Annotated in this window: 27 protein-coding genes; 16 read left to right on the top strand and 11 right to left on the bottom strand. The window is 65.9% G+C overall.

What is annotated here, in order from left to right:
* Window positions 1-18: 18 nt before the first annotated feature.
* Window positions 19-486, bottom strand: a complete 468-nt coding sequence (locus CRO22_RS08370; RefSeq protein ID WP_097069691.1) for an RES family NAD+ phosphorylase — start codon at window positions 484-486, stop codon at window positions 19-21.
* Window positions 483-1,433, bottom strand: coding sequence for a thioredoxin-disulfide reductase (gene trxB / locus CRO22_RS08365; RefSeq protein ID WP_097069690.1), 951 nt, complete (start codon window positions 1,431-1,433; stop codon window positions 483-485). Before trxB ends, CRO22_RS08370 begins: the two co-directional genes overlap by 4 nt.
* A 185-nt stretch (window positions 1,434-1,618) precedes the next feature.
* On the opposite strand from trxB, the gene CRO22_RS08360 reads away from it, so the two are divergent.
* The gene (locus CRO22_RS08360) at window positions 1,619-2,119 is read left to right on the top strand and encodes an Lrp/AsnC family transcriptional regulator (protein ID WP_097069689.1); all 501 of its coding nucleotides are present in this window, start codon (window positions 1,619-1,621) and stop codon (window positions 2,117-2,119) included.
* 22 nt (window positions 2,120-2,141) lie between these two features.
* Here CRO22_RS08360 and CRO22_RS08355 read toward each other — a convergent pair whose 3' ends face one another.
* The 3 genes from CRO22_RS08355 to CRO22_RS08345 all read right to left on the bottom strand — a co-directional run bounded on the left by CRO22_RS08355 (window position 2,142) and on the right by CRO22_RS08345 (window position 5,272).
* Window positions 2,142-3,113, bottom strand: a complete 972-nt coding sequence (locus tag CRO22_RS08355; protein WP_097069688.1) for a Gfo/Idh/MocA family protein — start codon at window positions 3,111-3,113, stop codon at window positions 2,142-2,144.
* Between the two features lie 63 nt (window positions 3,114-3,176).
* Window positions 3,177-4,076: an RNA polymerase sigma factor RpoH gene (rpoH, locus tag CRO22_RS08350; RefSeq protein WP_097069687.1), complete on the bottom strand. Its 900-nt coding sequence runs from the start codon at window positions 4,074-4,076 to the stop codon at window positions 3,177-3,179.
* A gap of 152 nt (window positions 4,077-4,228) precedes the next feature.
* Window positions 4,229-5,272, bottom strand: a complete 1,044-nt coding sequence (locus CRO22_RS08345; protein ID WP_097069772.1) for an RluA family pseudouridine synthase — start codon at window positions 5,270-5,272, stop codon at window positions 4,229-4,231.
* Here CRO22_RS08345 and CRO22_RS08340 point away from each other — a divergent pair.
* The gene (locus CRO22_RS08340) at window positions 5,262-5,564 is read left to right on the top strand and encodes a DUF6476 family protein (protein ID WP_097069773.1); all 303 of its coding nucleotides are present in this window, start codon (window positions 5,262-5,264) and stop codon (window positions 5,562-5,564) included. The two genes, CRO22_RS08345 and CRO22_RS08340, sit on opposite strands and share 11 nt — an antisense overlap.
* A 207-nt stretch (window positions 5,565-5,771) precedes the next feature.
* On the opposite strand, the gene CRO22_RS08335 is transcribed toward CRO22_RS08340, so the two are convergent.
* The gene (locus CRO22_RS08335; RefSeq protein WP_097069686.1) at window positions 5,772-6,011 is read right to left on the bottom strand and encodes an accessory factor UbiK family protein; all 240 of its coding nucleotides are present in this window, start codon (window positions 6,009-6,011) and stop codon (window positions 5,772-5,774) included.
* A 165-nt stretch (window positions 6,012-6,176) separates the two neighbouring features.
* On the opposite strand from CRO22_RS08335, the gene lgt reads away from it, so the two are divergent.
* From lgt to CRO22_RS08315, 4 genes are all read left to right on the top strand, one after another.
* The gene (gene lgt, locus CRO22_RS08330) at window positions 6,177-7,067 is read left to right on the top strand and encodes a prolipoprotein diacylglyceryl transferase (RefSeq protein WP_097069685.1); all 891 of its coding nucleotides are present in this window, start codon (window positions 6,177-6,179) and stop codon (window positions 7,065-7,067) included.
* The gene (locus CRO22_RS08325; protein WP_097069684.1) at window positions 7,064-8,161 is read left to right on the top strand and encodes a class I SAM-dependent methyltransferase; all 1,098 of its coding nucleotides are present in this window, start codon (window positions 7,064-7,066) and stop codon (window positions 8,159-8,161) included. The genes lgt and CRO22_RS08325 overlap by 4 nt, the downstream gene beginning before the upstream one ends.
* An 11-nt stretch (window positions 8,162-8,172) precedes the next feature.
* Complete coding sequence (gene pgeF / locus CRO22_RS08320) at window positions 8,173-8,934, top strand: peptidoglycan editing factor PgeF (RefSeq protein WP_097069683.1); 762 nt, start codon at window positions 8,173-8,175, stop codon at window positions 8,932-8,934.
* Between the two features lie 544 nt (window positions 8,935-9,478).
* Window positions 9,479-10,171 carry a Hint domain-containing protein gene (locus tag CRO22_RS08315; RefSeq protein ID WP_176518590.1) on the top strand — a complete coding sequence of 231 codons (693 nt, stop codon included), beginning with the start codon at window positions 9,479-9,481 and terminating at the stop codon, window positions 10,169-10,171.
* 102 nt (window positions 10,172-10,273) lie between these two features.
* Here CRO22_RS08315 and CRO22_RS08310 read toward each other — a convergent pair whose 3' ends face one another.
* From CRO22_RS08310 to CRO22_RS08300, 3 genes are all read right to left on the bottom strand, one after another.
* Window positions 10,274-11,449 (bottom strand): dipeptidase, encoded by a 1,176-nt coding sequence (locus CRO22_RS08310; RefSeq protein ID WP_097069681.1) that lies wholly within the window; start codon window positions 11,447-11,449, stop codon window positions 10,274-10,276.
* Between the two features lie 57 nt (window positions 11,450-11,506).
* On the bottom strand, window positions 11,507-13,333 hold the full coding sequence (locus CRO22_RS08305) for a M3 family oligoendopeptidase (protein WP_097069680.1): 1,827 nt from the start codon (window positions 13,331-13,333) through the stop codon (window positions 11,507-11,509).
* 62 nt (window positions 13,334-13,395) lie between these two features.
* A complete protein-coding gene (locus CRO22_RS08300) occupies window positions 13,396-13,851 on the bottom strand; it encodes a hypothetical protein (protein ID WP_097069679.1) in 456 nt (151 codons plus the stop codon).
* A gap of 75 nt (window positions 13,852-13,926) precedes the next feature.
* On the opposite strand from CRO22_RS08300, the gene CRO22_RS08295 reads away from it, so the two are divergent.
* From CRO22_RS08295 to CRO22_RS08275, 5 genes are all read left to right on the top strand, one after another.
* Complete coding sequence (locus CRO22_RS08295) at window positions 13,927-14,364, top strand: MarR family winged helix-turn-helix transcriptional regulator (protein WP_097069678.1); 438 nt, start codon at window positions 13,927-13,929, stop codon at window positions 14,362-14,364.
* A 140-nt stretch (window positions 14,365-14,504) separates the two neighbouring features.
* Window positions 14,505-15,917 carry a circularly permuted type 2 ATP-grasp protein gene (locus CRO22_RS08290; protein ID WP_097069677.1) on the top strand — a complete coding sequence of 471 codons (1,413 nt, stop codon included), beginning with the start codon at window positions 14,505-14,507 and terminating at the stop codon, window positions 15,915-15,917.
* A 4-nt stretch (window positions 15,918-15,921) separates the two neighbouring features.
* Window positions 15,922-16,875 carry an alpha-E domain-containing protein gene (locus tag CRO22_RS08285; RefSeq protein ID WP_097069676.1) on the top strand — a complete coding sequence of 318 codons (954 nt, stop codon included), beginning with the start codon at window positions 15,922-15,924 and terminating at the stop codon, window positions 16,873-16,875.
* Window positions 16,872-17,684, top strand: a complete 813-nt coding sequence (locus CRO22_RS08280) for a transglutaminase family protein (protein WP_097069675.1) — start codon at window positions 16,872-16,874, stop codon at window positions 17,682-17,684. Before CRO22_RS08285 ends, CRO22_RS08280 begins: the two co-directional genes overlap by 4 nt.
* Before the next feature lie 39 nt (window positions 17,685-17,723).
* A complete protein-coding gene (locus CRO22_RS08275) occupies window positions 17,724-18,455 on the top strand; it encodes a peptidase (RefSeq protein WP_097069674.1) in 732 nt (243 codons plus the stop codon).
* Here CRO22_RS08275 and CRO22_RS08270 read toward each other — a convergent pair.
* Window positions 18,448-19,392 carry an alpha/beta hydrolase gene (locus CRO22_RS08270; RefSeq protein ID WP_097069673.1) on the bottom strand — a complete coding sequence of 315 codons (945 nt, stop codon included), beginning with the start codon at window positions 19,390-19,392 and terminating at the stop codon, window positions 18,448-18,450. The two genes, CRO22_RS08275 and CRO22_RS08270, sit on opposite strands and share 8 nt — an antisense overlap.
* Entirely contained in the window at window positions 19,389-19,676 is a 288-nt protein-coding gene (locus CRO22_RS08265) for an SCP2 sterol-binding domain-containing protein (RefSeq protein WP_097069672.1), read from the bottom strand. The genes CRO22_RS08270 and CRO22_RS08265 overlap by 4 nt, the downstream gene beginning before the upstream one ends.
* 62 nt (window positions 19,677-19,738) lie before the next feature.
* On the opposite strand from CRO22_RS08265, the gene CRO22_RS08260 reads away from it, so the two are divergent.
* From CRO22_RS08260 to CRO22_RS08240, 5 genes are all read left to right on the top strand, one after another.
* Window positions 19,739-20,299, top strand: a complete 561-nt coding sequence (locus tag CRO22_RS08260; protein WP_097069671.1) for a tetratricopeptide repeat protein — start codon at window positions 19,739-19,741, stop codon at window positions 20,297-20,299.
* Between the two features lie 18 nt (window positions 20,300-20,317).
* Window positions 20,318-23,203 carry a helicase-related protein gene (locus CRO22_RS08255; RefSeq protein ID WP_097069670.1) on the top strand — a complete coding sequence of 962 codons (2,886 nt, stop codon included), beginning with the start codon at window positions 20,318-20,320 and terminating at the stop codon, window positions 23,201-23,203.
* A gap of 4 nt (window positions 23,204-23,207) precedes the next feature.
* On the top strand, window positions 23,208-23,501 hold the full coding sequence (locus CRO22_RS08250; protein WP_097069669.1) for an RNA-binding S4 domain-containing protein: 294 nt from the start codon (window positions 23,208-23,210) through the stop codon (window positions 23,499-23,501).
* A 174-nt stretch (window positions 23,502-23,675) separates the two neighbouring features.
* Complete coding sequence (fdxA, locus tag CRO22_RS08245; protein ID WP_097069668.1) at window positions 23,676-24,014, top strand: ferredoxin FdxA; 339 nt, start codon at window positions 23,676-23,678, stop codon at window positions 24,012-24,014.
* A 376-nt stretch (window positions 24,015-24,390) separates the two neighbouring features.
* Complete coding sequence (locus CRO22_RS08240; protein ID WP_097069667.1) at window positions 24,391-24,900, top strand: CarD family transcriptional regulator; 510 nt, start codon at window positions 24,391-24,393, stop codon at window positions 24,898-24,900.
* The last annotated feature ends 97 nt before the right edge of the window (window positions 24,901-24,997 follow it).

Genomic DNA, 24,997 nt, shown 5'->3' with positions numbered 1-24,997 from the left:
TCAATGCCGTGGTTTTTCTCAGGCTTCGCGGAAGGCTTGAGTAGCATAGCACAGCGGGTCTGCGGGCGTCAGCAGCCCGGGCGAGAGATCGAAGAGTACGAGATGCGCAAGCTCGGGGCGCGAGCGCGAGGAATAGAGCAGCCCCTGCGCGCCGGCCCGGCGCGCCGCATCCGAAAACGCCCAGGTGGGGGAGGGGGCGCCGGTGGCGGCGCGGTCTTCTTGCCAGATCACGGAAAGTGCAGGCTCTCCGCGATGGTCGGCAATCCGCGCGGCCTCCACGCGCAGCGGCACGATCACCCGCGGCCCGTCGCCGGGGGCAAGATACCGCGCAATAGCAACGCCCGCGCCCTCCGCCGTAAGCGAGGCATAAAGCGCGGTCTGCCCTGAATGGTGAAACCGCCCCTCCGGATGACGCGCCGGGGCGGTGGCCTCCCCGGCACGCTCTGCGGCGAGAATGCGCCAGACCGTGCCGGAAAAGGGGATCATTCCGCAAGGCCCTCGGCGGCAAGCCAGCGCTCGGCATCGAGCGCCGCCATGCAGCCCATCCCCGCGGAGGTGACGGCCTGACGGTAGACATGGTCTGTGAGATCGCCCGCTGCGAACACGCCCGGAATGGTGGTGCGCGTGGTGCCCGGTTCAACCGTCACATAACCGCCGTGGTGCAGGTCCAACTGGTCCTTCACCAGCTCCGAGGCCGGGGCATGGCCGATCGCCACGAAGAAGCCGTGGCAGGGGATCTCGGTCTCGGCGCCGGTTTTCACATTTTTCACCCGGCAGCCGGTGACGCCCAAGGGCGCCTCCGTGCCCAGCACCTCCTCGACGACCGAATCCCAGATCACTTCGATTTTCGGGTTTTTCATCAGCCGCTCGATCAGGATCTTCTCGGCGCGGAAGCTGTCGCGGCGGTGAATCACCGTGACCTTGGTAGCGAAATTGGTCAGGAACATCGCCTCCTCGACCGCGGCATTGCCGCCGCCCACCACGACCACTTCCTTGCCACGGTAAAAGAACCCGTCGCAGGTGGCGCAGGCCGAGACACCAAAGCCCTGGAACTTGCTTTCAGAGGGCAGGCCAAGCCAGCGCGCCTGTGCCCCCGTCGCCAGAATCACCGCATCCGCGATATAGCTCGTGCCCGAATCGCCCGTCGCAACAAAGGGGCGGGCGCCCAGATCGAGCTTGGTGATGATGTCGGAGATGATCTCGGTGCCCATCGCGCGGGCATGCTCTTCCATTTGCACCATCAGATCGGGGCCCTGCACCTCGGTGCGGCCGGGCCAGTTTTCCACCTCGGTGGTGATCGTGAGCTGCCCGCCCGGCTGCATCCCCTGCACAAGAACCGGGCTCAGCATCGCGCGCGAAGCATAGACGGCGGCGGTATAGCCTGCCGGACCGGACCCGATGATCAAGAGCTTCGTCCGTTTCGTCTCACCCATCGTCTGCTCCTTGTTGAACCTGCTGCTCATATAAGCGTCACGCAGAGGATGGGAAAGCGCCCGGCGTCGTTTCGCTGGGCTCGCGGCATGATTCGGGAGCGGATTGCGCTTGCGCCGGGCGGGGCGAAACAATATTGCGCCCCAAGGCGCCGATATATAAGGTTTGCGCAACCAAGGAGGGACGCATGGGCACGAGCAAGCTCGACGAGATCGACCGGAAGATTCTGGCCGAGCTTCAGGCTGACGGCCGCATGACGAACGTGGAACTCGCCAAGCGCGTGGGGATCTCCGCGCCGCCCTGTCTGCGCCGGGTGCGCACGCTGGAGGAGGCGGGCTATATCCGCGGCTACCATGCCGATGTGAACCCGCGCGAACTGGGCTTCGAGGTGCAGGTCTTCGCGATGGTGCGGCTGCATTCCCAGGCCGAGACCGATCTGAGCGCCTTCGAGCGCCGCTGCAAGGCCTGGCCGCTCGTGCGCGAATGCCACATGCTCAATGGCGAGATCGACTTCGTGCTGAAATGCGCCGCGCCCGATCTGAGCACGTTCCAGAATTTTCTCACCGGCGAGCTGACCGCGGCGGAAAATGTGGCGAGCGTGAAGACGTCTCTGGTGATCCGCTGCGCCAAAGATGAGCCCGGCGTGCCCTTCGACGTGCTCGAGGAGCGGCTGGCAAAACTGGCCTGAGGAGGAGGGGGCGCCGGGCGCGTCAGATCTCGCCCGCGCGCACCATGTCGATCATCGCCTGACCTTTCCGGGCGTCTTCCAGCGTCCAGGCGAAGGGGACATCTTCGCGGATATGGGCGACAAAGGCCTCCACCTGAAGCACATACTGGTTCACGCCCGGGAAGCGGTGGGTTTCGGTCGTGCTGAAGCCGTGAAGGCTCACCTGGCCCTCGCCGAAGACGCCCGCGTTGAAAGGGGCCGAAAGCGTGATCCGGCCAGTTTCGCCCTGAAAGGTTACCTCCTGACGCGGAAAGAGCCGGGTCGAGGTGAGCGCGGCAAAGCTGAACGGCCCGCCCGGCCCCGCCATATCGCCCCAGACCTGCGTGAACGTGTCGACGCCATTCTCGCGGCGGATCTTCGCCTGCAGTGTCACCGGTTCGGCACGGGCGGCAAAACGCACCGAGGAATAGGCATAAACGCCGATATCGGGGATCGAGCCGCCCCCCACATCGGCGCGGTTGCGAATATTGGCTGGGTCGGGATTGTCGAAAGTGAAGGCCACATCGGCGTGTTTCAGCCGACCGATCCGCCCCTCGTCGAGCCAGCGCCGCACCAGTTGCCATTGCGGATGATGCACGATCATATAGGCTTCGGCCGCGCATTTGCCCGCCCGGTCGCGCGCCGCGATCAGGGGGGTGATCTCCGCGGCCGTCATCGCCAGCGGCTTCTCGATCAGCACATGTTTGCCGGCCTCAAGCGCGCGGATCCCCCATTCCACATGGAGCGTGTTCGGCAGCGGAATATAGACCGCCTCGATCTCGGGATCGGCGAGCAGCGCCGCGTAGCTCTCATGCAGTTTCAGCCCCGGGGCGAAAGCCGCGAAGGGGGCGGCCTTTTCGGCGCTGGAGGTTGCCAGCGCGGCAAGCCGCGAGCCCCGGGCGGCATGGAGCGCGGGCCCCATGCGATGGGCCGCGAAATTCGACGCCCCCAGAATACCCCAGTTCACCGGTTCCATCCTGCCCTCCGTTTGCGCTAACCCGGTCAGGCTAGCGCGCGCGGCAGGGGGCAGCAAGGTGGATCAGCCGAAGAGCGCCATGCCCTTTTCTTTTGCGAGCGCTTTCATGCGGTTTTGCAGCTTCTCGAAGGCGCGCACCTCGATCTGGCGGATCCGCTCGCGGCTCACCTCATACTGGCCCGAAAGCTCCTCAAGCGTCACCGGCTCATCGCGCAGCCGTCGCGCCATCAGAATATCGCGCTCGCGCTCGTTGAGCACATCCATCGCCGCAATCAGCATGGCGCGACGTGCTTCCAGTTCGTCAGCCTCGGCATAGGCCTCGGCCTGATCGGCGGTCTCGTCCTCAAGCCAGTCCTGCCATTGCGTGGCGCTGTCGCCATCGGCCGAGCCCACCTGCGCGTTGAGCGAGGCATCCGATCCCGCAAGGCGGCGGTTCATCTCCACCACGTCATCTTCCGAGACGTTGAGATCCTTGGCGATCTGGGCCACCGCATCGGGGCGCAGATCGCCCTCTTCCAATGCGCCGATCTTCGATTTTGCCTTGCGCAGGTTGAAGAACAGCTTTTTCTGCGCCGAGGTGGTGCCGAGCTTCACAAGGCTCCAAGAGCGCAGGATATATTCCTGGATCGCGGCGCGGATCCACCACATCGCATAGGTGGCGAGCCGGAAGCCGCGCTCCGGATCGAAGCGTTTCACCGCCTGCATCAGCCCCACATTCGCCTCGGAGATCACCTCGGCCTGCGGCAGGCCGTAGCCGCGATAGCCCATGGCGATTTTTGCGGCGAGCCGCAGATGCGAGGTGACGAGCCTATGCGCCGACTGCGGATCCTGATGGTCGACCCAGGCCTTGGCGAGCATGTATTCCTCTTCCGGTTCCAGAAGCGGAAACTTCCGGATCTCCTGCAGATAGCGGTTCAGGCCCTGTTCGGGGCTGGGGGCTGGCAGGTTGGCATAGGTGCTCATCGGCGGTCATTCTCCCTTCGACCCCGGAAAATGGGGCCCGGCGCTCCGGCTTTCAAGGGCAGGCGGGCGGCGGGCATCCGGTCTCGGGGGCTGAACGGACCATGAACCGCTTTCCGGCGCAGGGCAAGCGGGCTTGACGGAACTGTGAGCGCTCAGGGCGTTGCTGAAGCCTGCCGCAGGGTCTCGATCAGCGCGGTCAGATCGGCGGGGAGCGGCGAGGTGAAGCTCAGCTCCTCCCCCGTCACCGGATGGGTGAAGCCGAGCGTGGCGGCATGGAGTGCCTGACGCGGGAAGGCGGCGACGGCGGTGGCCGCCTCAGCCCCGATCAGCCGCGCCGGCAGCTTGCGCTTGCCGCCATAGGTCGGATCGCCGACGAGCCCATGCCCAACATGGGCCATATGCACGCGGATCTGATGCGTGCGCCCGGTCTCGAGCCAGCAATCGACGAGCGCCGCGACACCGGCGAAGCTTTCGACCACGCGGGCGCGGGTGACGGCATGGCGTCCGCCCGTGAAGAGCACCGCCTGACGCTGCCGATCGGTCGGGTGGCGGGCAAGTTGCGAGGTGATCTTGAGGATGTTGCCGGCCTCGAAATTCACGCCGCGGATGCCGCGCAGCCGCGGATCGGCGGCCGAGGGCAGGCCGTAGACGAGCGCGCTGTAATGGCGATGCACCGTGTGCTTTTCGAACTGATGCGCGAGCCCGTGATGGGCGCGGTCGGATTTGGCGACGACGAGAAGACCCGAGGTCTCCTTGTCGATCCGGTGCACGATGCCGGGCCGGGCTTCGCCACCGATGCCGGAAAGCCTGCCGCCGAAATGGTGCAAAAGCGCGTTCACCAGCGTGCCGTCTTCCGAGCCTGGCGCCGGGTGGACGACGAGGCCCGCGGGCTTGTCGATCACGATCAGGTCGTCGTCTTCCCAGAGCACGGAAAGCGGAATGTCCTGCGCCGCGGTCTCGACCGCACGGGGGGCCGCGAGGGTGATTTCATAGATCTCGCCCGCAGCGACCTTCGCCTTGATGTCAGTGACGGCGGCGCCGTCCTTTGTGACGGCACCCTCCGCGATCAGCTTGGCAAGGCGCGAGCGGGAGAGGGCGGCTTCTTCTGGCACAAGCGCGGCCAATGCCTTATCAAGCCGTTCGGCGGGGTTGTCGCCGATCTCGATGCGCAGGAGGTGAGACGCGATGTCCGACATGATGCCTTCCGATCCGGCCCCGCCGCCCGAGGTGAGATTTCTGAAGCTGCTCACCACGACGCTCGCCGGGGTGATGATCGTGGGCCTTGTAACGATCATCGGGCTCCTTGTCACGCGGCTGCCGCGTGCGCCGGTATTGCCAAGGCTGCCCGAGCAGATCGTGCTGCCGGACGGGGTGAAGGCGGAGACGGTCACCTTCGGGCGGGGCTTCACCGTGGTGGTGAGCGATACCGGGCGGGTGCTTGTCTACCGCCCCGACGGTGCGCTGGTGCAGGACGTGGCGCTTGAGTGAGTTTCGTCCCGGCAGGGCCGGGACGACCCGCCGGGGGCTCCGCCCCCGGACCCCCGGGATATTGAGCAAAGTCGAAGGGGGGAGCGGTGTGCTGTTTCGCAGGGGCGGGCAGGCGGGCGAAATTGCAAAGCACCCCGCGCGATCTTGCCGGGGTGCTTCGGGGGCGGCATGGCGGCCCGCTGCCCTCAAGGGGCGGGCCCGTGCGGCTTATTTTGCTTCGAGCGCGTCGAGACGGGCTTTCAGCACCTCGTTTTCCTCGCGCGCCTTGATCGCCATCGCCTTCACCGCGTCAAATTCCTCGCGGGTGACGAAGTCACGTTCGGCAAGCCAGCGGTCCATCCAGCTTTTCATCGCCGTCTCGGCTTCCGTCTTGGCGCCTTGAGCAACGCCCATCGCATTGGTCATCAGTTTCGACATCTCGTCGAAAATCTTGTTCGAAGATTGCATCGCTTTTCCCTCTTGGACCCCGGGCGGCCGCCCGACCTTCGCCCCTATATGGTCGCGCTCGCGCGCGGAGACAAGGCCGTGAGGGGCCGCGAGAGCGGTTGACTTCGCCGCAGCAGGCGGGCCTTTTGGCCGCGCGGCAGATGCGACCGGATCAGCGAGGACCAGATGGCGATCCCATTCCCCGAGATTTCCCCCGACGCTTTCGTGATTCCGGGCCTTGGCCTGCCGATCCGCTGGTATGCGCTGGCCTATATCGCCGGGTTGATCGCGGGCTGGCGCATCGTCATGGCGCTGATGCGGCGGCCCCGGCTCTGGGGCGGCGTTGCGCCGATGCCGGCCGAGCGGGTCGAGGATCTGCTTACCGCAGTGATTCTGGGCGTGATTCTCGGCGGCCGTCTCGGCTATGTGATCTTTTATGACCCCGCGACCTATCTCGCCGACCCGCTCGCCGTGCTCCGCCTCTGGGAAGGGGGGATGGCCTTTCACGGCGGTTTTCTCGGCGTCGTCGTGGCGGGGCTGTGGTTTTGCTGGCGGGGCCGCTATCCGGCGCTCTCGGTGGGCGATGCCTTTGCCCTTGTGGCGCCGATCGGGCTGTTTTTCGGCCGTATCGCCAATTTCATCAAGCCCGAACTCTGGGGGCGCCCGACCGACCTGCCCTGGGGCGTCATTTTTCCGACCGAGGCGGCACAGACCTGCCACGGCTGGGCGGGCCAGATCGACGGGATCTGCGCCCGTCACCCCTCGCAGCTTTACGAGGCCGGGCTTGAGGGGATCTTGCTTGGCGTGATCCTCTGGAGCCTCGCCGTCACGGGGGCGCTGCGTCGCCCGGGGCAGGTGATGGGGGTGTTTCTGGCAGGTTACGGCGCGGCGCGCGCCTTCGTCGAGTTGTTCCGCCAGCCCGATCTTCAATTCACCTCCGCGACCAATCCGATGGGCTATGTCTGGCAAATCGGCGAAGCGGGGCTGACGATGGGGCAGGTGCTGTCGATCCCGATGATCCTGGTCGGGTTCTTCTTTGTCCTGCGCGCCCGTGCCCGCGCCCGGGGCCGGGCATGACGCGGCTTGCAGAAATTTTTCTGCGCCGGATTGCGGCGGAGGGGCCGATCCCGCTGGATGCCTATATGGCCGAATGCCTGCTGCATCCCGAACACGGCTATTATGCTACCCGCGACCCGTTCGGGCGCGGGGGCGATTTCATCACGGCGCCCGAGATCAGCCAGATGTTCGGCGAAATGCTCGGGCTCTGCCTTGCGCAGGTCTGGCTTGATCAGGGGCGGCCCGCCCCTTTCACGCTCGCCGAATGCGGGCCCGGGCGTGGCACGTTGATGGCCGATGTGCTGCGCGCGATCCGCGCTGTGCCGGGGATGGCGGCCGCGGCGGAAGTGCATCTGGTCGAGGCTTCGCCCAAGCTGCGTGCGCTTCAGCGCGACCGGCTCGCGCCCCGTGCCGTGACCTGGCATGAAAACATCGCAAGCTTGCCCGAGGCGCCGCTCTTTCTGCTGGCGAACGAATTCTTCGATGCGCTGCCGATCCGTCAGTTTGTCCGCGTCGAGGCGGGCTGGGCGGAGCGGCAGGTGGGTCTGAGCGCAGACCGTCTCATCCCCGGTCTGGCTCCGCCGACGCGGCTTGCCGCGCTCGAGCCGCGGCTTGCAGACACCCGACCGGGCGATGTGGTCGAGATCTGCCCTGCCGGCCCGCCGATCATGGACGAGATCGCGGGGCGGATCGTGCGCCATGGCGGCGTGGCCCTGATCGTCGATTATGGCCATTGGACGAGCCTCGGCGACACGTTTCAGGCGGTCAGGGACCATGCGCCCTGCGACCCGTTCGCAATGCCGGGAGAAGCGGATCTGACCGCCCATGTCGCTTTTGCGCCTCTTGCCGCAGCCGCACGCGCGGCCGGTGCCGCGGTCTCGGCGATGACCGCGCAGGGCGTGGTTCTGGAACGGCTCGGCATCACCCCCCGCGCCGAGGCGCTTGCCCGTGCGCTGTCGGGGGCGGCCCTGGAGGCCCATGTTGCCGCGCATCGGCGCTTGACCCATCCCGAAGAAATGGGTCAGGTGTTCCAAAGCCTTGCCATCTACCCTGCCACCGCCCCGCTGCCGCCGGGCTTCGACCTTGCCCATCCCTCCTCTCCCCTCCAGGCCTGACCGACCCGACCATGCCCACCACGCTCGAAATCCTGACTGCACCGGCGCTTGCCGGCACGCCGCATGGCTTTTTTACCCGCAAGGGCGGTGCCTCCTCGGGTGTTTTTGCCGGGCTCAACTGTGGCCATGGCTCTTCCGACCAGACCGAAGCCGTGGCGCTCAACCGCGCCCGGGTGGCCGAGGCGATGGGGGTGGCGCCCGCGGCGATGGTGGGGATCTGGCAGGTGCATTCGGCCCATGTGGTCGCCGTTGACGCCCCCTTCGACGGAAAGGTGCAGGCCGACGGGCTGGTGACGGCGACGCCGGGGCTCCTGCTCACCGTGCTCACCGCCGATTGCCAGCCAGTGCTCTTTGCCGACCGCAGGGCCGGGGTGATCGGCGCGGCCCATGCGGGCTGGCGCGGCAGTCTCGACGGCATCCTCGAGGAGACGCTTGCCGCGATGGAGCGGCTGGGCGCGCGGCGCGCACAGATCACCGCGGTGATCGGGCCCTGCATCTCCCAGCGGGCCTATGAAGTGGGCCATGATTTCATGGAAAATTTCCTCGTCGAGGATGCGGAAAACGCACGGTTCTTTGCGGCCGGGCCGAACGGAAAACCGATGTTCGATCTGCCCGCCTACAGCCTCGCGCGGCTGCGGGCCGCGGGGGTGGGCGCGGCCGAATGGACGCGGCACTGCACCTATTCCGACCCCGAGCGGTTCTATTCCTACCGCCGCACGACTCACCTGGGAGAAGTCGATTACGGTCGGCTGATCTCGGCGATCCGGCTCTGATCGCACGCAAAAGCCCTTCCCTGCGGAACGAATGGCGCCACTCCGGGCGGTGTTTGGCCGCACCGATACCCTGGCGCGCCCAAACACCGCCGCAATGAGAGACGAAACCTTGATGCCGAGGAGGCGCGCGGAACGGGCCGGCGTTGCGGGGCCGAGGCCGCGCACCGAGGCGCCGCACCGAGGCCCCGCATTGGCACGGCGCGCCGGGGCGGGGGCACCGGGGGCCGGCGCGGTGATTCGAACCAATTGCGGCGAGATCCGGGCATTGTTGCAGAGGGGGCTTTCAGTCCACCGCGACGCGTGCGGATTGGTCCCCTCGCCCTGCGCAATTCCCGCAGGAATTTGACGGGACCATTTCGGGCGCGCAGGATGGCGATGTCTCTCTGCATCCGGTGGGGGCCGCGCAGATGTGACCAGACCGAAAGGCTGTGCCATGTCGTATTCTCACCCGGGCGGGGCCGGGCAGCCTTTGCCCGCAGCCGAGGCGCTGTCTCCGTCTGGCCGGTCGCGTCATGCGATTCCCGCGCCGCGGCCGGTGCGGACGATGCCGCTTACCCGCCGCTACGAGGCGATCTGGTGCGATAATGCGGGCGAGATTCGGGACAGCATCCGGCTGGCTCCTGCGACGCCGCTGTTCGAGGAGGCTTTCTCGGCGCTCGCCCGGGGCTCGGTCATTGCCACCGAGACCGGGCCGGTGGCTGTCGAGGATCTGGTGCCGGGGATGCGCGCACGCACCGGAGAGGGCGGGCTTGAAACGATCACCTGGGTTGGCTCGATGATGATTTACCCGGAGCACGGTGCGGCTGAGGGGCGCGATACGGTCCGCCTGACACGGATCACCGCCGAGGCTCTCGGGGTGGGCCGTCCGGTGCCCGATCTCGTGCTCGGGCCACGGGCGCGGCTGTGCCTGCGCGATCCGCGGCTCCGGGCTGTGATCGGGGGCGAGGCCGCCTATGTGCCTGCGCGTGCTTTCATCGACGGGGTGAGCGTGATCGAGGTGACGCCGCTTGCGCCGGTCACGGTCTATCATGTGGTGCTGGAAAACCATGGCTCGCTGCGCGTGGCCGGGCTGGAGGTGGAGGCGTTCCACCCCGGCGAGGGGGTGGAGCGGATGATCGATCCGCGCATGCTCTCGCTCTTCGAGGCGCAGTTTCCGCAGCTGGAGGGGCTCGCCGGTTTCGGCCCGCTTGCGCATCCGCGTCTGACCCGGTTCGAGGTGGAGAGCCTCTGGGCGTGAGAGGTTTCGCCCCGGCGGGACCGGGGCGACCCGCGGGGGGCTGCCGCCCCCCGGCCCCCCGCTTGACCGGGGGGCGAGGCCCCCCGCCCCCCCTCCGGGGCATTATCGGGGAAGGGTGTCGCGCAGATAGCGCGCCATATTGGCGCCCATGACCTTGGCGATGATCTCGGGGCTCAGGCCCGCGTCCATCAGCGCCTGGGTCAGGGCGGCGAGTTCGGAGCTGTCGAATTCCGTCTCCACCGCGCCGTCGAAATCCGAGCCGAGCGCAACATGGTCCTCGCCCACCAGCGCCACCGCGGCCACGATCACCTTGGCCACGCCCGCGGGGGAAGCGTCGCAGGTCACATCCTTCCAGTAGCCGATACCGATCAGCCCGCCCTTTGCCGCCACCGCCTGCATCAGATCGTCGGGGAAGTTGCGCTTCACCGGGCAGACCGAATGGAGGCCGCCGTGGCTGACGATCGGGCGCGTGCCCGCCATCGCCAGCACCTCGCGCGCCATCTTTTCGGAGGCATGGGCGAGGTCGATCACCATGTGTTTCTCGACCATCTTTGCCACCACCTCCCGCCCGAAGGGGGTGAGGCCCGCGTCCTCCTCGCCATGCAGGCTGCCGCCAAGCTCATTGTCGAAGAAATGGGTGAGCCCCATCAGCCGGAAGCCCGCATCATAAAGCCGGTCGAGGTTTTTGAGCTTGCCCTCGAGCACATGGCCGCCCTCGGCGCCAAGGATGCCCGCCACGGTTTGAGCCCCGTCCGCGCGCGCGGCCAGCACGCGCTCAAGATCGGCGGCTGTGCGCACCACCACAAGCTGATCGGGCGCGCGCGCGGCCATGGCATTGAGCCTTGCGGCCTGATCGAGGCCCCGCTCCGTGAGGCTGAACCATGTTTTCGGCGGGCGCGCCTCGGCGATCACCAGCGTGGTGATATTGTCGCGCGCATCTTCTGAATTATGCTCGTAATTCTGCCCGGCGGGGGATTTGGTGACGGTGGTGAACACCTGCATCGCCACATGGCCCGCGCGCAACCGCGGCAGGTCGACATGGCCGCGGCTTGACCGGGTCAGCAGGTCGCGGTCCCAGAGCAGCGCGTCGGAATGCAGATCGCCGATGACGAGGCTTTGGTGCAGCTGTGCTGCCTCGGGGCTCACCGGCCAGGGCGCATGCGGCACGACCCGGTTTTGCCCGTTTTCCGCGATCCCGGGGGCGAGCGTGAAAAACGCCGCCGCCCCCAGCACCAAAACTCCGCCCAGCCCGAAGGCAATGCGTTTTCCCCAGCCCATGATCTCCTCCCTTTTGGGAAAGGCTAGCAGGGGCCGGGGAGCAGGCAAAGGAAGACGTTACGCCTCCATCGCCTCAAGCTCGTCGATGAAGCCCGCGATCATGTCGAGCCCCTTGTTCCAGAACGCCGGGTCAGAGGCATCAAGGCCGAAGGGCGCGAGCAGATCCTTGTGGTGCTTCGAGCCGCCCGCCTCCAGCATCTCGAAATATTTCGTCTGGAACTCGGCAAGCCCGCCCGCATAGGTCGCGTAAAGCGCGTTCACGAGACCATCGCCGAAAGCATAGGCATAGACGTAGAAGGGCGAGTGGACGAAATGCGGGATATAGGTCCAGAAGGTCTCATAGCCCTCCATGAACTCGAACGCCGGGCCGAGGCTTTCGCCCTGAACCGACATCCAGAGCGCGTTGATATCCTCGGGCGTCAGCTCGCCCTCGGCGCGCGCGGCGTGGAGCTTGCATTCGAAATCGTAAAACGCGATCTGCCGCACCACGGTGTTGATCATGTCTTCGACCTTGCCGGCCAGAAGCTGCTTGCGCTCGGCGGGCGTTTGGGCGGCATCGAGAAGCGCCCGGAAGGTCAGCATCTCGCCAAAGACCGAAGCGGTTTCCGCCAGCGTCAACGGTGTGTCCGAGAGCATCGGCCCCTGTTTCGCGGCCAGCACCTGATGCACGCCGTGGCCCAGCTCATGGGCGAGCGTCATCACATCGCGCGGCTTGCCGAGGTAATTGAGCATCACATAGGGGTGGACGGTGGTCACGGTGGGGTGGGCAAAGGCGCCGGGCGCCTTGCCGGGCTTCACGCCCGCGTCGATCCAGCCTTTTTCGAAGAAGGGTTCGGCAATCTCCGCCATTTTCGGCGCAAAGCTGCCATAGGCGCCAAGCACCGTGGCCTTTGCCTCGTCCCACAAGATCTTGCGCGGCGTCTCGGTCGGAAGGGGGGCGTTGCGGTCCCAGATCTGCAGTTTTTCGAGCCCGAGCCATTTGGCTTTGAGCGCATAGTAACGGTGCGAGAGCCGCGGATAGGCGGTCACCACCGCATTGCGCAGCGCCTCCACCACCTCGGGCTCGACATGGTTGGAAAGATGCCGCCCGGTCTGGGGGGTGGGCATTTTCCGCCAGCGGTCCTCGATCTCCTTTTCCTTCGCGAGCGTGTTGTGGACGCGGGCAAAGAGCTTCACGTTCTCACCAAAGACGCGGGCGAGCTCGCGCGCGGCCGCCTCGCGTTTGGCGCGGTCATGATCGCTCATCAGCGTGGTCGCGGCCTCAAGGTTCAGCGCTTCGCCATCCACCGTGAAAGTGAGCGCGGCAGAGGTCTCGTCAAACAGCCGGTTCCATGCCGCCGCCCCCACGACGGATTGATCGTGCAGAAATTTTTCCAGCTCGTCGGAGAGCTGATAGGGTTTCATCGCGCGCATCCGGTCAAACACCGGCTTGAAGCGGGCCACCGCCGGATCGGCAAAGACGGCCTCATAACGCGCATCCTCGATGCGGTTGAATTCGAGCGAGAAGAACACGAGCGGCGTGGTGAAGGCGGTGATGCGGTCTTGCGCATCGGCCATGAACTTGGCGCGGCCCGCATCGGTTGTGCATTGGTAATAGCGCAGCCCGGCATAGGACATGATGCGCCCCGCCGTGGTTTCGATCGCCTCGTAACGCGCGATGCAGTCTGCCATCGCGGCGGCATCGAGCGTGGCAAGCTTGCCCTCGTAATCGGCGGCAAAGGCCGCACATTCTTTCTCCAGCCAGCCCATGTCGCGCGCGAACTCGGGCGCATCGGGCGCGGTGTAGAGGTCGCTCAGATCCCAGTCGGGCAGGGCGCCGAAGTCGCCGCCCCCTTTGGTCGCGGCGGACGCGTCGAAAACCGGGGTGGGCAGGGTGATGTTCATGGAAACCTCGCAATCTGTCCCCCCACAGATAGGGTCTGCGGGGGGGGCGGTGCAAGGGTCGCTCAGGCGGCCGCCGGTTTGCGGGCGCGGGCATGGGCGAGGCCGTCGCGCATGTTGAGCCCCAAAAGCCAGAGGTTGACGAGCGCCGCAAGCCGCTCAAGCTGGGTCAGCGCCACGAAGTCGGCGCCGGTGTGCCCGGAGCTCGCACGCCAGGCAAGGAGCGCCGCGAGCGGCACCAGAAGCCCGAGCCCGAGGGCCGCCACCCGCTTCATCCGCGCGCGCTTTTGCGCCACAAAAGCACCCTTCCAGCCCTGCCCGAGCTTGCTGCCCGAGCCGCCCACCATCGCCATTGCGGGCAGGAGCACCAGCGCCACCACCCACAGGATATTGGCGCGCATCGCCGCGATGTCGGCCGGCACGCCGCCCAGTTCATGCGCGAGGATCGTGGCCTGAAGCCCGCAGATTGTCGCCATCGCCACACCGCCCGCAGCGGCATGCAGTTTCGATAAGGGAAGCATCGACTCACTCCATATAAATAGCATGCTATGTAATATGAAATTGAATTGCATGCTATGCAAATGCTATTCCGGGTCATGGACATCGCATCTTTCGACAAGGCCAGTTCCGCCGGGTTTCTGGCCAACATGATGGCGCGGCTTTTTGAGAACCGGCTCGCGGCGGCGATCCGGCCCTTGGGGCTCACGCCCGCGCAATTCATGACGCTGCTGGAGCTTTGGGCCGAGGAGGGCCAGACCCAGGCCGCCCTCGTCGCGCGACTTGCGGTGGAACAGGCGACGATGGCGGGCACGCTGGGGCGGATGGAGCGCGACGGGCTGATCGAACGCCGCCCGCATCCCAGCGACAAGCGCGCCCAGACCCTGCATCTGACGGAACGCGCCCGCGCGCTCGAAGCGCTGGCCACGGAAGCCGCGCAGGCGGTCAATGCGAGGGCACTCGCCGGGCTCACGCCGGAGGAACAGGCGCTTTTTCTCGATCTGATGGCGCGTGTAATCGGGCGCCTGGGAAAATGACGGCGCGAATGCCTGAAATTTAGGCGGAAAGGCGGAAATTGAGCGCCACGCACAACTTCCCCGCGAGAATGGGTGCGGCTCACCTTCCGCTCCGCCCGACCGCTGCCTAGGATTCGATCAAGGCCGGAGGAATCATCGCAATGACGGAATATTTCAACGAGATGTATGAGGGCGGCAAAGTCCGCGAGCCTTACCGGCGGCTCGAGGACTGGACGAAGGCCATGCCCGCCGAATTGCGGGCGATGAAACAGGCGGAAGCCGAGGCGCTTTTTCGCCGCATCGGCATCACTTTCGCGGTTTATGGCGAGGGCGGCGACCCGGACCGGCTGATCCCCTTCGACATGTTCCCGCGGGTTTTCACGCAAACCGAATGGCGCAAGCTTGAGCGTGGCATCAAGCAACGTGCGCGGGCATTGAACGCCTTCCTGCTTGATGTGTACGGCCGTGCCGAGATCGTGCGCGCGGGCAAGATCCCGGGGCGGCTCGTGTTCCAGAACGAGGCGTTCGAGCGCGCGGTGACGGGCTTCACGCCGCCGCGCGGGATCTATTCCCACATCGTCGGCATCGACATCGTGCGCACCGGGCCCGATGAGTTTTTTGTACTCGAAGACAACTGCCGCACGCCGTCGGGCGTCAGCTACATGCTGGAAAACCGCGAGATCATGATGCGGATGTTCCCGCAGCTCTTCCGCGAAAACCGGATCGAGCCGGTCGATGGTTACGCGGATGCGCTGCGCCGCACGCTCGCCTCGGTCGCGCCCTCGAAATGCGACCGCGAACCCAATATCGGTATCCTGACGCCGGGCCATTACAACTCCGCCTATTACGAACACAGCTTCCTTGCCGATCTGATGGGGGTGGAGCTGGTCGAGGGCGCCGATCTTTTCGTCGAGGGCGGGTTTGTCTGGATGCGCACCACTGAAGGGCCGAAAAAGCTCGACGTGATCTACCGCCGCATCGACGACGCCTTCCTTGATCCGCTCTGCTTCCGGCCCGACTCCATGCTCGGCATTCCCGGGCTGATGGATGTCTACCGCTCGGGCGGTGTCAGCATCTGTTCGGCGCCGGGCGCGGGGGTGGCCGATGACAAGGCGGTCTATACTTTCGTGCCGGAGATGGTGCGCTTCTACCTTGGCGAGGAGCCGCTTTTGAACAACGTCCCCACCTGGCAATGCGCCAAGGAGGACGATTGCAAATATGTGCTTGAGCACATGGGAGAGCTGGTGGTGAAGGAAGTGCATGGCTCTGGCGGCTACGGCATGCTCGTTGGGCCGAAATCGACCACCGAGCAGATCGAGGCCTTCCGCGCCAAGGTTGCGGCCCATCCCGAGAATTACATCGCCCAGCCGACGCTTGCGCTTTCGACCACGCCCACCTTCGTGCAGGAAGGGATCGCGCCGCGGCATGTCGATTTGCGCCCCTATTGCCTTGTGGGCGAGAAGATCGAGCTTGTGCCGGGCGGGCTCACCCGCGTCGCGCTGAAGGAGGGATCGCTCGTCGTGAACTCCTCGCAGGGGGGCGGCGTGAAAGATACCTGGGTGTTGGCGGAGTGACAAAATGCTGAGCCGGACCGCTGAAAACCTTTTCTGGATTGCGCGTTACATCGAACGCGCCGAAACCATGGCGCGGCTGCTGGAAGTGGGCGCGCGGATCGCGCTGATGCCCTCGGCCGGGCATGGCTACCGCAGCGAGTGGGAAAGCATCCTGCAAGCCTCGGGCACCGCCGAGGGGTTCTCGGCCAAATATGGCGACCCGGTGCAGCGCAATATCGAGAGCTATCTGTTCTTTGACCGCGACAACCCCTCTTCGGTGGTCTCCTGCCTTGAACGCGCGCGCGAAAACGCGCGGATCGTGCGCACGGCGCTGACCTCGCAGGTCTGGGATGCGCTCAACGGCGCGTTTCAGGAGATGCGCCGGCTCGAGCGGATGCCGCGCTCGGAGCTTGAGGTGACCGAGCTCACCGAATGGGTGAACCGCCAGGCCGCGCTGGTGCGCGGCGCGATCGACGCCACGCTTTTGCGCAACGACGGCTACAGCTTCCTCAACCTCGGCTTCGCGCTCGAACGCGCCGACAACACCGCGCGGCTGATCGACGTGAAGTATTTCGTGCTCCTGCCCTCGGTCGATTTCGTCGGCTCCGGGCTCGACAATTACCAGTGGCAGACGCTTTTGCGCGCGCTCTCGGCGCATCGCGCCTTCCACTGGGCCTATGGCGGCGACATCACTGCGGCGAAGATCGCGCATTTTTTGATCCTCAATCCGCAATCGCCGCGCTCGCTCGTGACCGCCGTGACGATGGCGATGGAACATCTCGATGCGCTGGCGCGCGGCTATCAGAAATCCGGCCCCGCGCAGATGCGCGCCCGCGCGCTGGTGGGCGAGATCGCCGAAACCCGCGTCGAGGAAATTTTCGACGAGGGTCTGCACGAGTTTCTCACCCGCTTCATTCGCGATGTGGGCGAGCTTTCGGACATGGTGCAGGGCATGTATCTGAGCGGAGAAGCGCGATGATCCTGACGGTCAATCACGTCACGACTTACGAATATGACGCGCCGATGCGCGCTGCCGTGCAATCGCTCCGGCTCTTTCCCTCACGGTTCGACGGCCAGCGCACGATCCAGTGGTCGGTCGAGGTGGAGGGCGGTACGCGCGGCGGCTCATTTCGCGACGGGGCGGGCGACAAGGTCGAGGGCTGGTCGATCCGCGGCCCGGTGAGCGCGGTGACGATTTCGGTTTCGGGGCAGGTTGATACCGCCGACACGGCGGGCGTGCTGCGCGGCCACCGCGAGAGCGTCTCGCCGCTTGCCTACCTGCGCGAGACCACCGCCACCTGGCAAAGCGCCGAGATCCGCGATCTGGCGCAGAAAGCGGCCAAGGGGGCGACAGATGCGCTCGACCGCGCGCACCGGCTTTCGAATGCTGTGGCCGAGGCTATCGCCTATCGCCCCGGCACCACCACCGCCCATACTACCGCGGCCGAGGCGCTGGCGCAGGGCGAGGGGGTCTGTCAGGACCATGCCCATGCGCTCATCGCCTGCGCGCGGGTGCTCGGCATGCCGGCGCGTTATGTGTCGGGCTATCTCTTCGCGCGCGAGGACGGCGAGCCGCATGAGGCGGCCCATGCCTGGGCCGAGATCTGGGTCGAGAACATCGGCTGGATCGGTTTCGACCCGGCCAACCAGTGCTGCCCCGATGCGCGCTTCATCCGGCTCGGCTCCGGGCTCGATGCGCGCGAGGCGGCGCCGATCAAGGGCGTGGCGCAAGGCGAGGGAGCCGAGCGGCTCGATGTGACGGTTGCGCTTGAAGCCGTGCAGCAATAGGCTGCGCGGCGGTGCTGTGCCGGGGGGCAGGGAACGGTTATGACCTATTGCGTGGGCCTTCTGCTCGATGAAGGCATGGTGCTGCTGAGTGACACCCGCACCAATGCGGGGCTCGACAATATTGCGACCTATCGCAAGATGTTCATCTTCGAGGAGCCGGGCGAGCGGGTGATCACCATCCTCACCGCGGGCTCGCTCTCGGTGACGCAAACGACGATCGCGCGGCTGCGCGAGGCGATCGAGCATCCGGAGGCGAGTGAAGACGACTCGATCATGCAGGCGCCGACGATGCTGAACGTGGCCGAGATCATCGGCAACACGCTCGCCTCGGTGCGCCAGGACATCGACCACAAGATGAATGCCTCGAAGGTCTCGGTCACCGCCTCGATGATCGTGGCAGGCCAGCGCCGCGGCGGCACGATGCGGCTTTTCCTCGTTTACCCCGAGGGGAATTTCATCGAGGCGACGGAGGACACGCCGTTTTTGCAGATTGGCGAGCACAAATACGGCAAACCGATCCTCGACCGCGTGGTGCGCATGGCGACCACGCTCGAAGACGGGCAGAAGGCGGTGCTTTTGTCGATGGATTCGACCCTGCGCTCGAACCTCTCGGTCGGCATGCCGCTCGATCTTGCGGTGATCGCGCGCGACGACTGCAAGGTAACGCTGAAGCGGCGCATCGAGAAGGACGATCCGCAATTCGCCGCGATGTCGCTGGCCTGGTCAGAGGCCTTGCGCGATGGTTTTGGCCGGATCGAGCTGATCAGCTAGAACCGGCCCGGTCGAAGAGTGCGGTGCAGGCATCGAAGAATCGGGCCTGCCGGGCCGGGCTCTCCATCATCAGTTCGTGTTCGGCGCCCTCGAAAATCTCGAGCCGCCCCTTCGGCCAGCGCTTCATCCGTTCATGCACCCAATGGGTTGCCACGATCCGCTCATTGCCGCCCAGCGCGCAATAGCAGGGCAGATCGGGGGAGGGGAGCGCATCGAGCGCGGCGCATTCGAGGATGCCCTCGCAAACCCAGCGATAGCTCGGTCCGGCCAGCGCGAGCGCCGGCACCGCCTGCAGATGGGTGAGCATGAAGGCCCACATTTCGGCATCAGTGGTCAGCTTGTTGTCGGCAAAGGGCGCGCTCGGCACATAGCTCTTGCGCGAGAAGCCGGGCGGGTAATGGGTGGCGAGCGGCGACGTACGCAGCATCCGCGCCACGAAGGGGCCGATCGGCTGGATCAGCCGCGGCAAGCCAATCGCCCACATCGGCGCGGAAAAGGCGCAAGCTGCAAACGGGTGCTCTTCCATCACCCGGCGCAGGCCAATCGCACCGCCCATCGAATGGCCGAGAATGACCCAAGGGCGCGGCAGGTCCAGCTCGGTCGCCGCCGCCAGAACCGCATCGAAATCGCGCTGATAATCGCCAAACTCCACGACATCGCCCTGCATCGGGTCATGGGCGGGGCGGTCGGCGAGCCCCTGACCGCGCCAGTCCACGGCCAGCATCGCATAGCCGCGCCGGGCGAAAGCGGCCGCCGCCGGGCCATATTTTTCGACATATTCGGTGCGCCCGGGCAGCAGGAACACCGTACCCTTCGCCCCCGCCTTCGGCCACAGGCCAAACCGGATCCGCACCCGGTCGGCGGTGCGCAACCAGAAAGCCACGCCGCCCTCGGGGCCGCGCGCGATCTCGTCATGCAGGGGCGCCGCTTCGATCACGAAAGCGCGGAGCCCAGTTGCATCGCCAGCCCCATCGAGCCGTCGATCTTCAGCTTGCCCTGCATGAAGGCCATGGTCGGGTTCACATTGCCCGAGAGCATGCCGCGGAACGTGTCGGTATCGGCCGTCAGAGTCACATCGGCCTCACCATCGCCTTCACGCACGCCATCGGGATCGGCAATGATCGAACCTTCGCCCTCGATGACGAACTTCGCGACCGAGGGAAACCCGTTCGGAAGCTTCTCCGACAGTTGCTCCACGGCCTTTTCGATGACGATGCTCATGTTCCCTCCAAATCTGATTTGCGGCTCTCGCTTTTCGCGGCGGATCGCCTACATTCCCGTATATGAAGCGCTTGGCCTTGCAAAACAAATGTATCGTTGCGGCACTTGCCGTCTTCGTCAACCTCGCATCTCCGGCCGATGCCGAGACCGCGGGGCTTGAGCGGGCTTTTGCCGAGCTGGCCGACCCGGATTATGCGGGGTGGGAGCGTGCAGAATCGGATATCCGCCGGGCCTGGTCGCGCTCGGGTTCGGCGTCGATGGATCTGTTGCTCAAGCGCGGCGAGGCGGCGCTCGATGCGGGCGATCTGGGCGCGGCCATCGAGCATCTGACTGCGCTCACCGATCACGACCCCGATTTTGCCGAGGGGTTCAATGCCCGCGCCACCGCCTATGCAATGGCGGGGCTCTACGGCCCCTCGATGGCCGATATCGCGCAGGTTTTGCGCCTTGAACCGCGGCACTGGGGGGCACTTGCCGGTCTGGGCGGGATGCTCGCCGATATGGGCGAGACCGGGCGGGCGCTGGCCGCCTATCGCGCCTCTTTCGCCTTGAACCCGCATCAGCAGGATGTGAAAGACGCGATTGCGCGACTGCAAAAGGAGCTCGCGGGCATCACCCTGTGAGGCCCGCCGGAGGAAGCGATGACGGGGCGGATCACCGCGGTCCTCGGGCCGACGAATACCGGCAAGACCCATTATGCCATCGAGCGGATGCTGGCGCATCGCACCGGTGTGATCGGCCTGCCGCTCAGGCTTCTGGCGCGCGAGGTCTATGACCGGATCGTGAAGGCGCGCGGCCCCTCGGTCGTGGCGCTGGTGACGGGCGAGGAGCGCATCGTTCCCGAGCGCGCGCAATACTGGGTCTGCACCACCGAGGCGATGCCGGAACTGGGTGCCGATTTCGTGGCTATCGACGAGATCCAGCTTTGCGCCGACCCGGAGCGCGGCCATGTGTTCACCGACCGGCTGCTTTACATGCGCGGATTGCACGAGACCCTCTTCCTTGGGTCGGAGAGCATGAAGGGGGCGATTGCGGCGCTGGTGCCGAAGGTGCAGTTCACCCGACGCGAGCGATTCTCGAAGCTGAGCTGGGCCGGTTCGAAGAAGATCTCGCGGATGAAGCCGCGCGCCGCCATCGTCGGCTTCTCGGTCGACAATGTCTATGCCATCGCCGAGCTGATCCGGCGGCAAAAGGGCGGCGCGGCGGTGGTGATGGGGGCGCTGTCGCCGCGCACGCGCAATGCCCAGGTGGAGATGTATCAAAACGGCGATGTCGATTATCTCGTCGCCACCGATGCGATCGGGATGGGGCTCAACCTCGACATCGAGCATGTGGCCTTTTCCGCGACGGCAAAATTCGACGGACGGCGGATGCGGCATCTTTTCCCGCATGAGATCGGCCAGATCGCGGGCCGCGCCGGGCGGCACACGCAGGACGGCACCTTTGGCGTGACCGGCGAGGCGCATGCGCTCCCCGAGGATGTGATCGAGGCGGTCGAGGAACACCGTTTTGCGCCGATCCAGCGGCTGCAATGGCGCAATCCGCGGCTTGAATTCGGCACCGTGGCGCGGCTCATCGCCTCGCTCGAAACCGCGCCGCGCGACGAATGGCTCACCCGGGGGCGGGACGCCGACGACCTTCTGGCGCTCAAGGCGCTCGCCGACTTCCCCGAGATCCGCGACCGGGTCCGCGCGCCGGCCGATGTGCGGCTTTTGTGGGATGTCTGCCGGATCCCCGACTTTCGCTCGATTTCCGAGGCCGAACATGCGACGCTGCTGGCGCGGATTTTCGGCTTCCTGCAAACCGGCAAGGGCGTGCCCTCCGATTGGCTGACAGGCCAGATTGCGCGCATCGACCGCACCAGCGGCGACATTGATACGCTTTCGAAACGTCTCGCCTTCATCCGCACCTGGACTTATGTTGCGCAACGCAAAGGCTGGGTGGATGATGAAACCCATTGGCGTGAAGAGACGCGCGCTGTAGAAGACCGTCTGTCGGATGCGCTGCATGGCGCACTGACCCAACGATTTGTGGACCGGCGCACCTCTGTGTTGTTGCGGCGGCTCAAGCAGAAGGAGACCCTCGTGGCCGAGGTGAACGACAAGGGCGAAGTGATGGTCGAAGGCGAATTTGCCGGCCGTCTCGAGGGATTCCGCTTCCGGCAGGACGGCACGTCCTCGCCCGACGAGGCGAAGATGCTGGCGCGCGCCGCTTATGAGGCGCTCAAGCCCGAGTTCAGCCTGCGCTCGGACCGGTTCTACAATGCGCCCGATACCGAGATGGATTTCACCGAACAGGGCGGCCTGATGTGGGGCGAGCTCGCGGTGGGCAAGCTCGTGAAGGGCGCCGAGGCGCTCAAGCCGACGGTCGATGCCTTCGTCGACGAGGAAGCCGGGCCCGAGGTGGTGGAAAAGGTCCGCCGCCGTCTGCAGCATTTCATCGACCGCAAGGTGGCTGCCCTGTTCGAGCCGCTCTTGGCGATGAGCCGGGATGAAGCGCTCACCGGGCTTGCGCGCGGCTTTGCGTTCCGCCTTGTCGAAGGCATGGGCATCCTGCCGCGCGAAGGCGTGGCCGCCGAGGTCAAGGAGCTTGATCAGGAGGCGCGCGGGCTCTTGCGCAAGCATGGCGTGCGTTTTGGCCAATATACGATCTTCCAGCAGGCGCTTCTGAAGCCCGCGCCGACGCGGCTCCGTCTCGTACTCGCCTCGCTTTGGGAGGGTCTGGCCGAATTCCCCGAAAGCCCGCCTCCGGGCCTCGTGACGATCCCCTATATCGCCGAAGTGCCGAGCTCGGCCTATACGCTTTCGGGCTACCGCCCGGCGGGCAGCCGCGCGATCCGCATCGACATGCTTGAGCGGCTTGCGGACATTCTGCGCACGCAAGACAGCAAGGCGGGCTTTGAAGCCACGCCCGACATGCTTTCGATCACCGGCATGACGCTTGAGCAGTTTTCCGATCTGATGGCCGGGCTCGGCTACCGCGCCGAGAAGGCCGAGCGGCCGAAAGCGCGTCCGGCGCCCGAGCCGAAGGCCCCCGAGGCGGAGGCTGGCGCCGAGAACCCGATCCCCGAGGAAAGCTCGCCCGTGGCCGAGGCGGAAGCCGAAGCGCTCGCGACCGAGGCTGAAACCGAAGTGTTCTACACCTTCGCCTGGGCGCCGCGTCCGCGCGCCGATCGCGGGCCGCGCCGCAACCATCAGGGTGGCGGCCAAAGTGGCAACCATCAGGGCGGGGAAGCGCGCCATGGCGGCGGCCCGCGTGAGGGCCGCAACGAAGGGCGTGGCGAGAAGCGGGGCGAGGGCGGTGGCAAACCGCGCCGCCATGAGGGCGAGGGCGCCAACGAACGTGGCGGCGAGCGCGGCGGCAAATTTGGTGGCAAGCCGAAGGGCGGCAAGCACGGCGGACCGAAGGGCGGCAAGTCTGACGATCGTGGCCGTGGCTTCGAATCCCACCCGCCGAAAAAAGACAAGCCGATCGACCCGGATAACCCCTTTGCCGCGGCGCTGATGGGGCTCAAGGGCAAGCTCTAGAGCGGTGGACACGCGCGACCGGCTCCGCATCGACAAATGGCTCTGGCAGGCGCGGTTCGTGAAGAGCCGCCCCTTGGCCGTCGAACTGGTGAGTTCCGGTCATCTGCGGCTCAACGGCCGCAAGATCGACAAGCCGGGCCGCCCCGTCGGCCCGGGCGATGTGCTGACCTTTGCGCTTCAGGGGCAGGTGCGGGTGGTGCGCATCCTCGCCTGTGGCACCCGCCGCGGCCCCGCCACCGAGGCGGCCACGCTTTACGAAGTGCTTGAGGGGCCCGAGACCGCTGCGGAGACTGTCTAAGCCGGGTCGCCCCCGGGCGCTGGAGCGCCGGGCAGCAAGATTCGGGCCTGACCGCCGCGCCCGCGCTCCAAAGGCTAAGCCACATCGCCGCACCTCGTTATTTATGTATCTCTCTCTTGATTGCGGCGGCTCGGGGGGCTAGGAAATCGCAGCGTCGAAGATTGGGGTATCCGAATGACCTATGTCGTCACCGACAACTGCATCGCCTGCAAATACACCGATTGTGTCGAGGTTTGCCCGGTTGATTGCTTCTACGAGGGCGAGAACACGCTGGTGATCCATCCGGACGAATGCATCGATTGCGGTGTGTGTGAGCCCGAATGCCCCGCTGATGCGATCCGCCCCGATACCGAACCGGGGATGGAAGACTGGGTGGAATTCAACCGCCAATATGCCCAGATCTGGCCGGTGATCACGGTCAAGAAAGACGCGCTGCCCGATCACAAGGCGCATGACGGCGAGACCGGCAAACGCGAGAAATACTTCTCGCCGAACCCCGGCACCGGCGACTGAGACCGGTCGGGCTGTCCTGTCGTGATCGCGACAGGTGCAACGGCGTGATTCCCTTGCGCTGGGGGCCGGTGGGCCCCCTTTTGCGCCGCCGCACGCCCACAGCGATTCGGCCACAATACGGGCGGCGCGACAAAATATCCGTTACTTTCTGGCAAGGTTACCCTCGGGAATCCGCCCGCTCACGCGCTTGTTGCGGGGGCGGATGCTATGAATCGGGCAAATTTCGTGCTACACTCCCGTTACAAAGGAGCATGTCCCCACGCAGAACCGCTCGTCTGCGCGTCATTCATCGTAGAACATTCACCGCGGCGCTTTCGGTGCCGTGGGTGTTCTTTGCGCTGAAATGGGGGCAGCCCGGCTGCAAGGAAGCGACTGAATGACCAAGATGAAGAAGACCGAGTTTCGTCCGGACGATTTCGTTGTGTACCCCGCGCATGGCGTGGGCAGGATCATCTCGATCGAGGAACAGGAAATCGCGGGGCTGCGGCTCGAGTTGTTCGTGATTTCCTTCGAGAAGGACAAGATGACGCTGCGCGTGCCCACCCACAAGGCAGTGGATATCGGCATGCGCGGGCTCTCCACCCCCGATGTGGTGACCAAGGCGCTCGAGACGCTGAAAGGCAAGGCCAAGGTCAAGCGGGCGATGTGGTCGCGCCGGGCGCAGGAATACGAGCAGAAGATCAACTCCGGAGATCTTCTGTCGATTGCCGAGGTGGTGCGCGATCTGCACCGCGCCGACGATCAGCGCGAGCAATCCTATTCCGAGCGTCAACTTTACGAAGCGGCGCTGGAACGGCTGACCCGCGAGGTCGCGGCGGTTTCGGGCACCGACGAGGCGGGCGCGGCGAAGAAGGTGGACGAGGTTTTGCTCGGCCGCGCCGCCTGAGCCTCCGGCCCCGCACAGGGTTCACGGGCCCCTTCCGGGGCCCGTTTCATTTGCCGTTCGGTGCAGGACCGAGGCGACCCGGCCCCCGCTCTGGCGC

The organism is Rhodobacter maris (genome assembly GCF_900217815.1).
GTDB classification, from domain to species: domain Bacteria; phylum Pseudomonadota; class Alphaproteobacteria; order Rhodobacterales; family Rhodobacteraceae; genus Rhodobacter; species Rhodobacter maris.
Note: the sequence above shows the minus strand (reverse complement) of the source record. Positions and strands in the feature narration are given on the sequence as shown.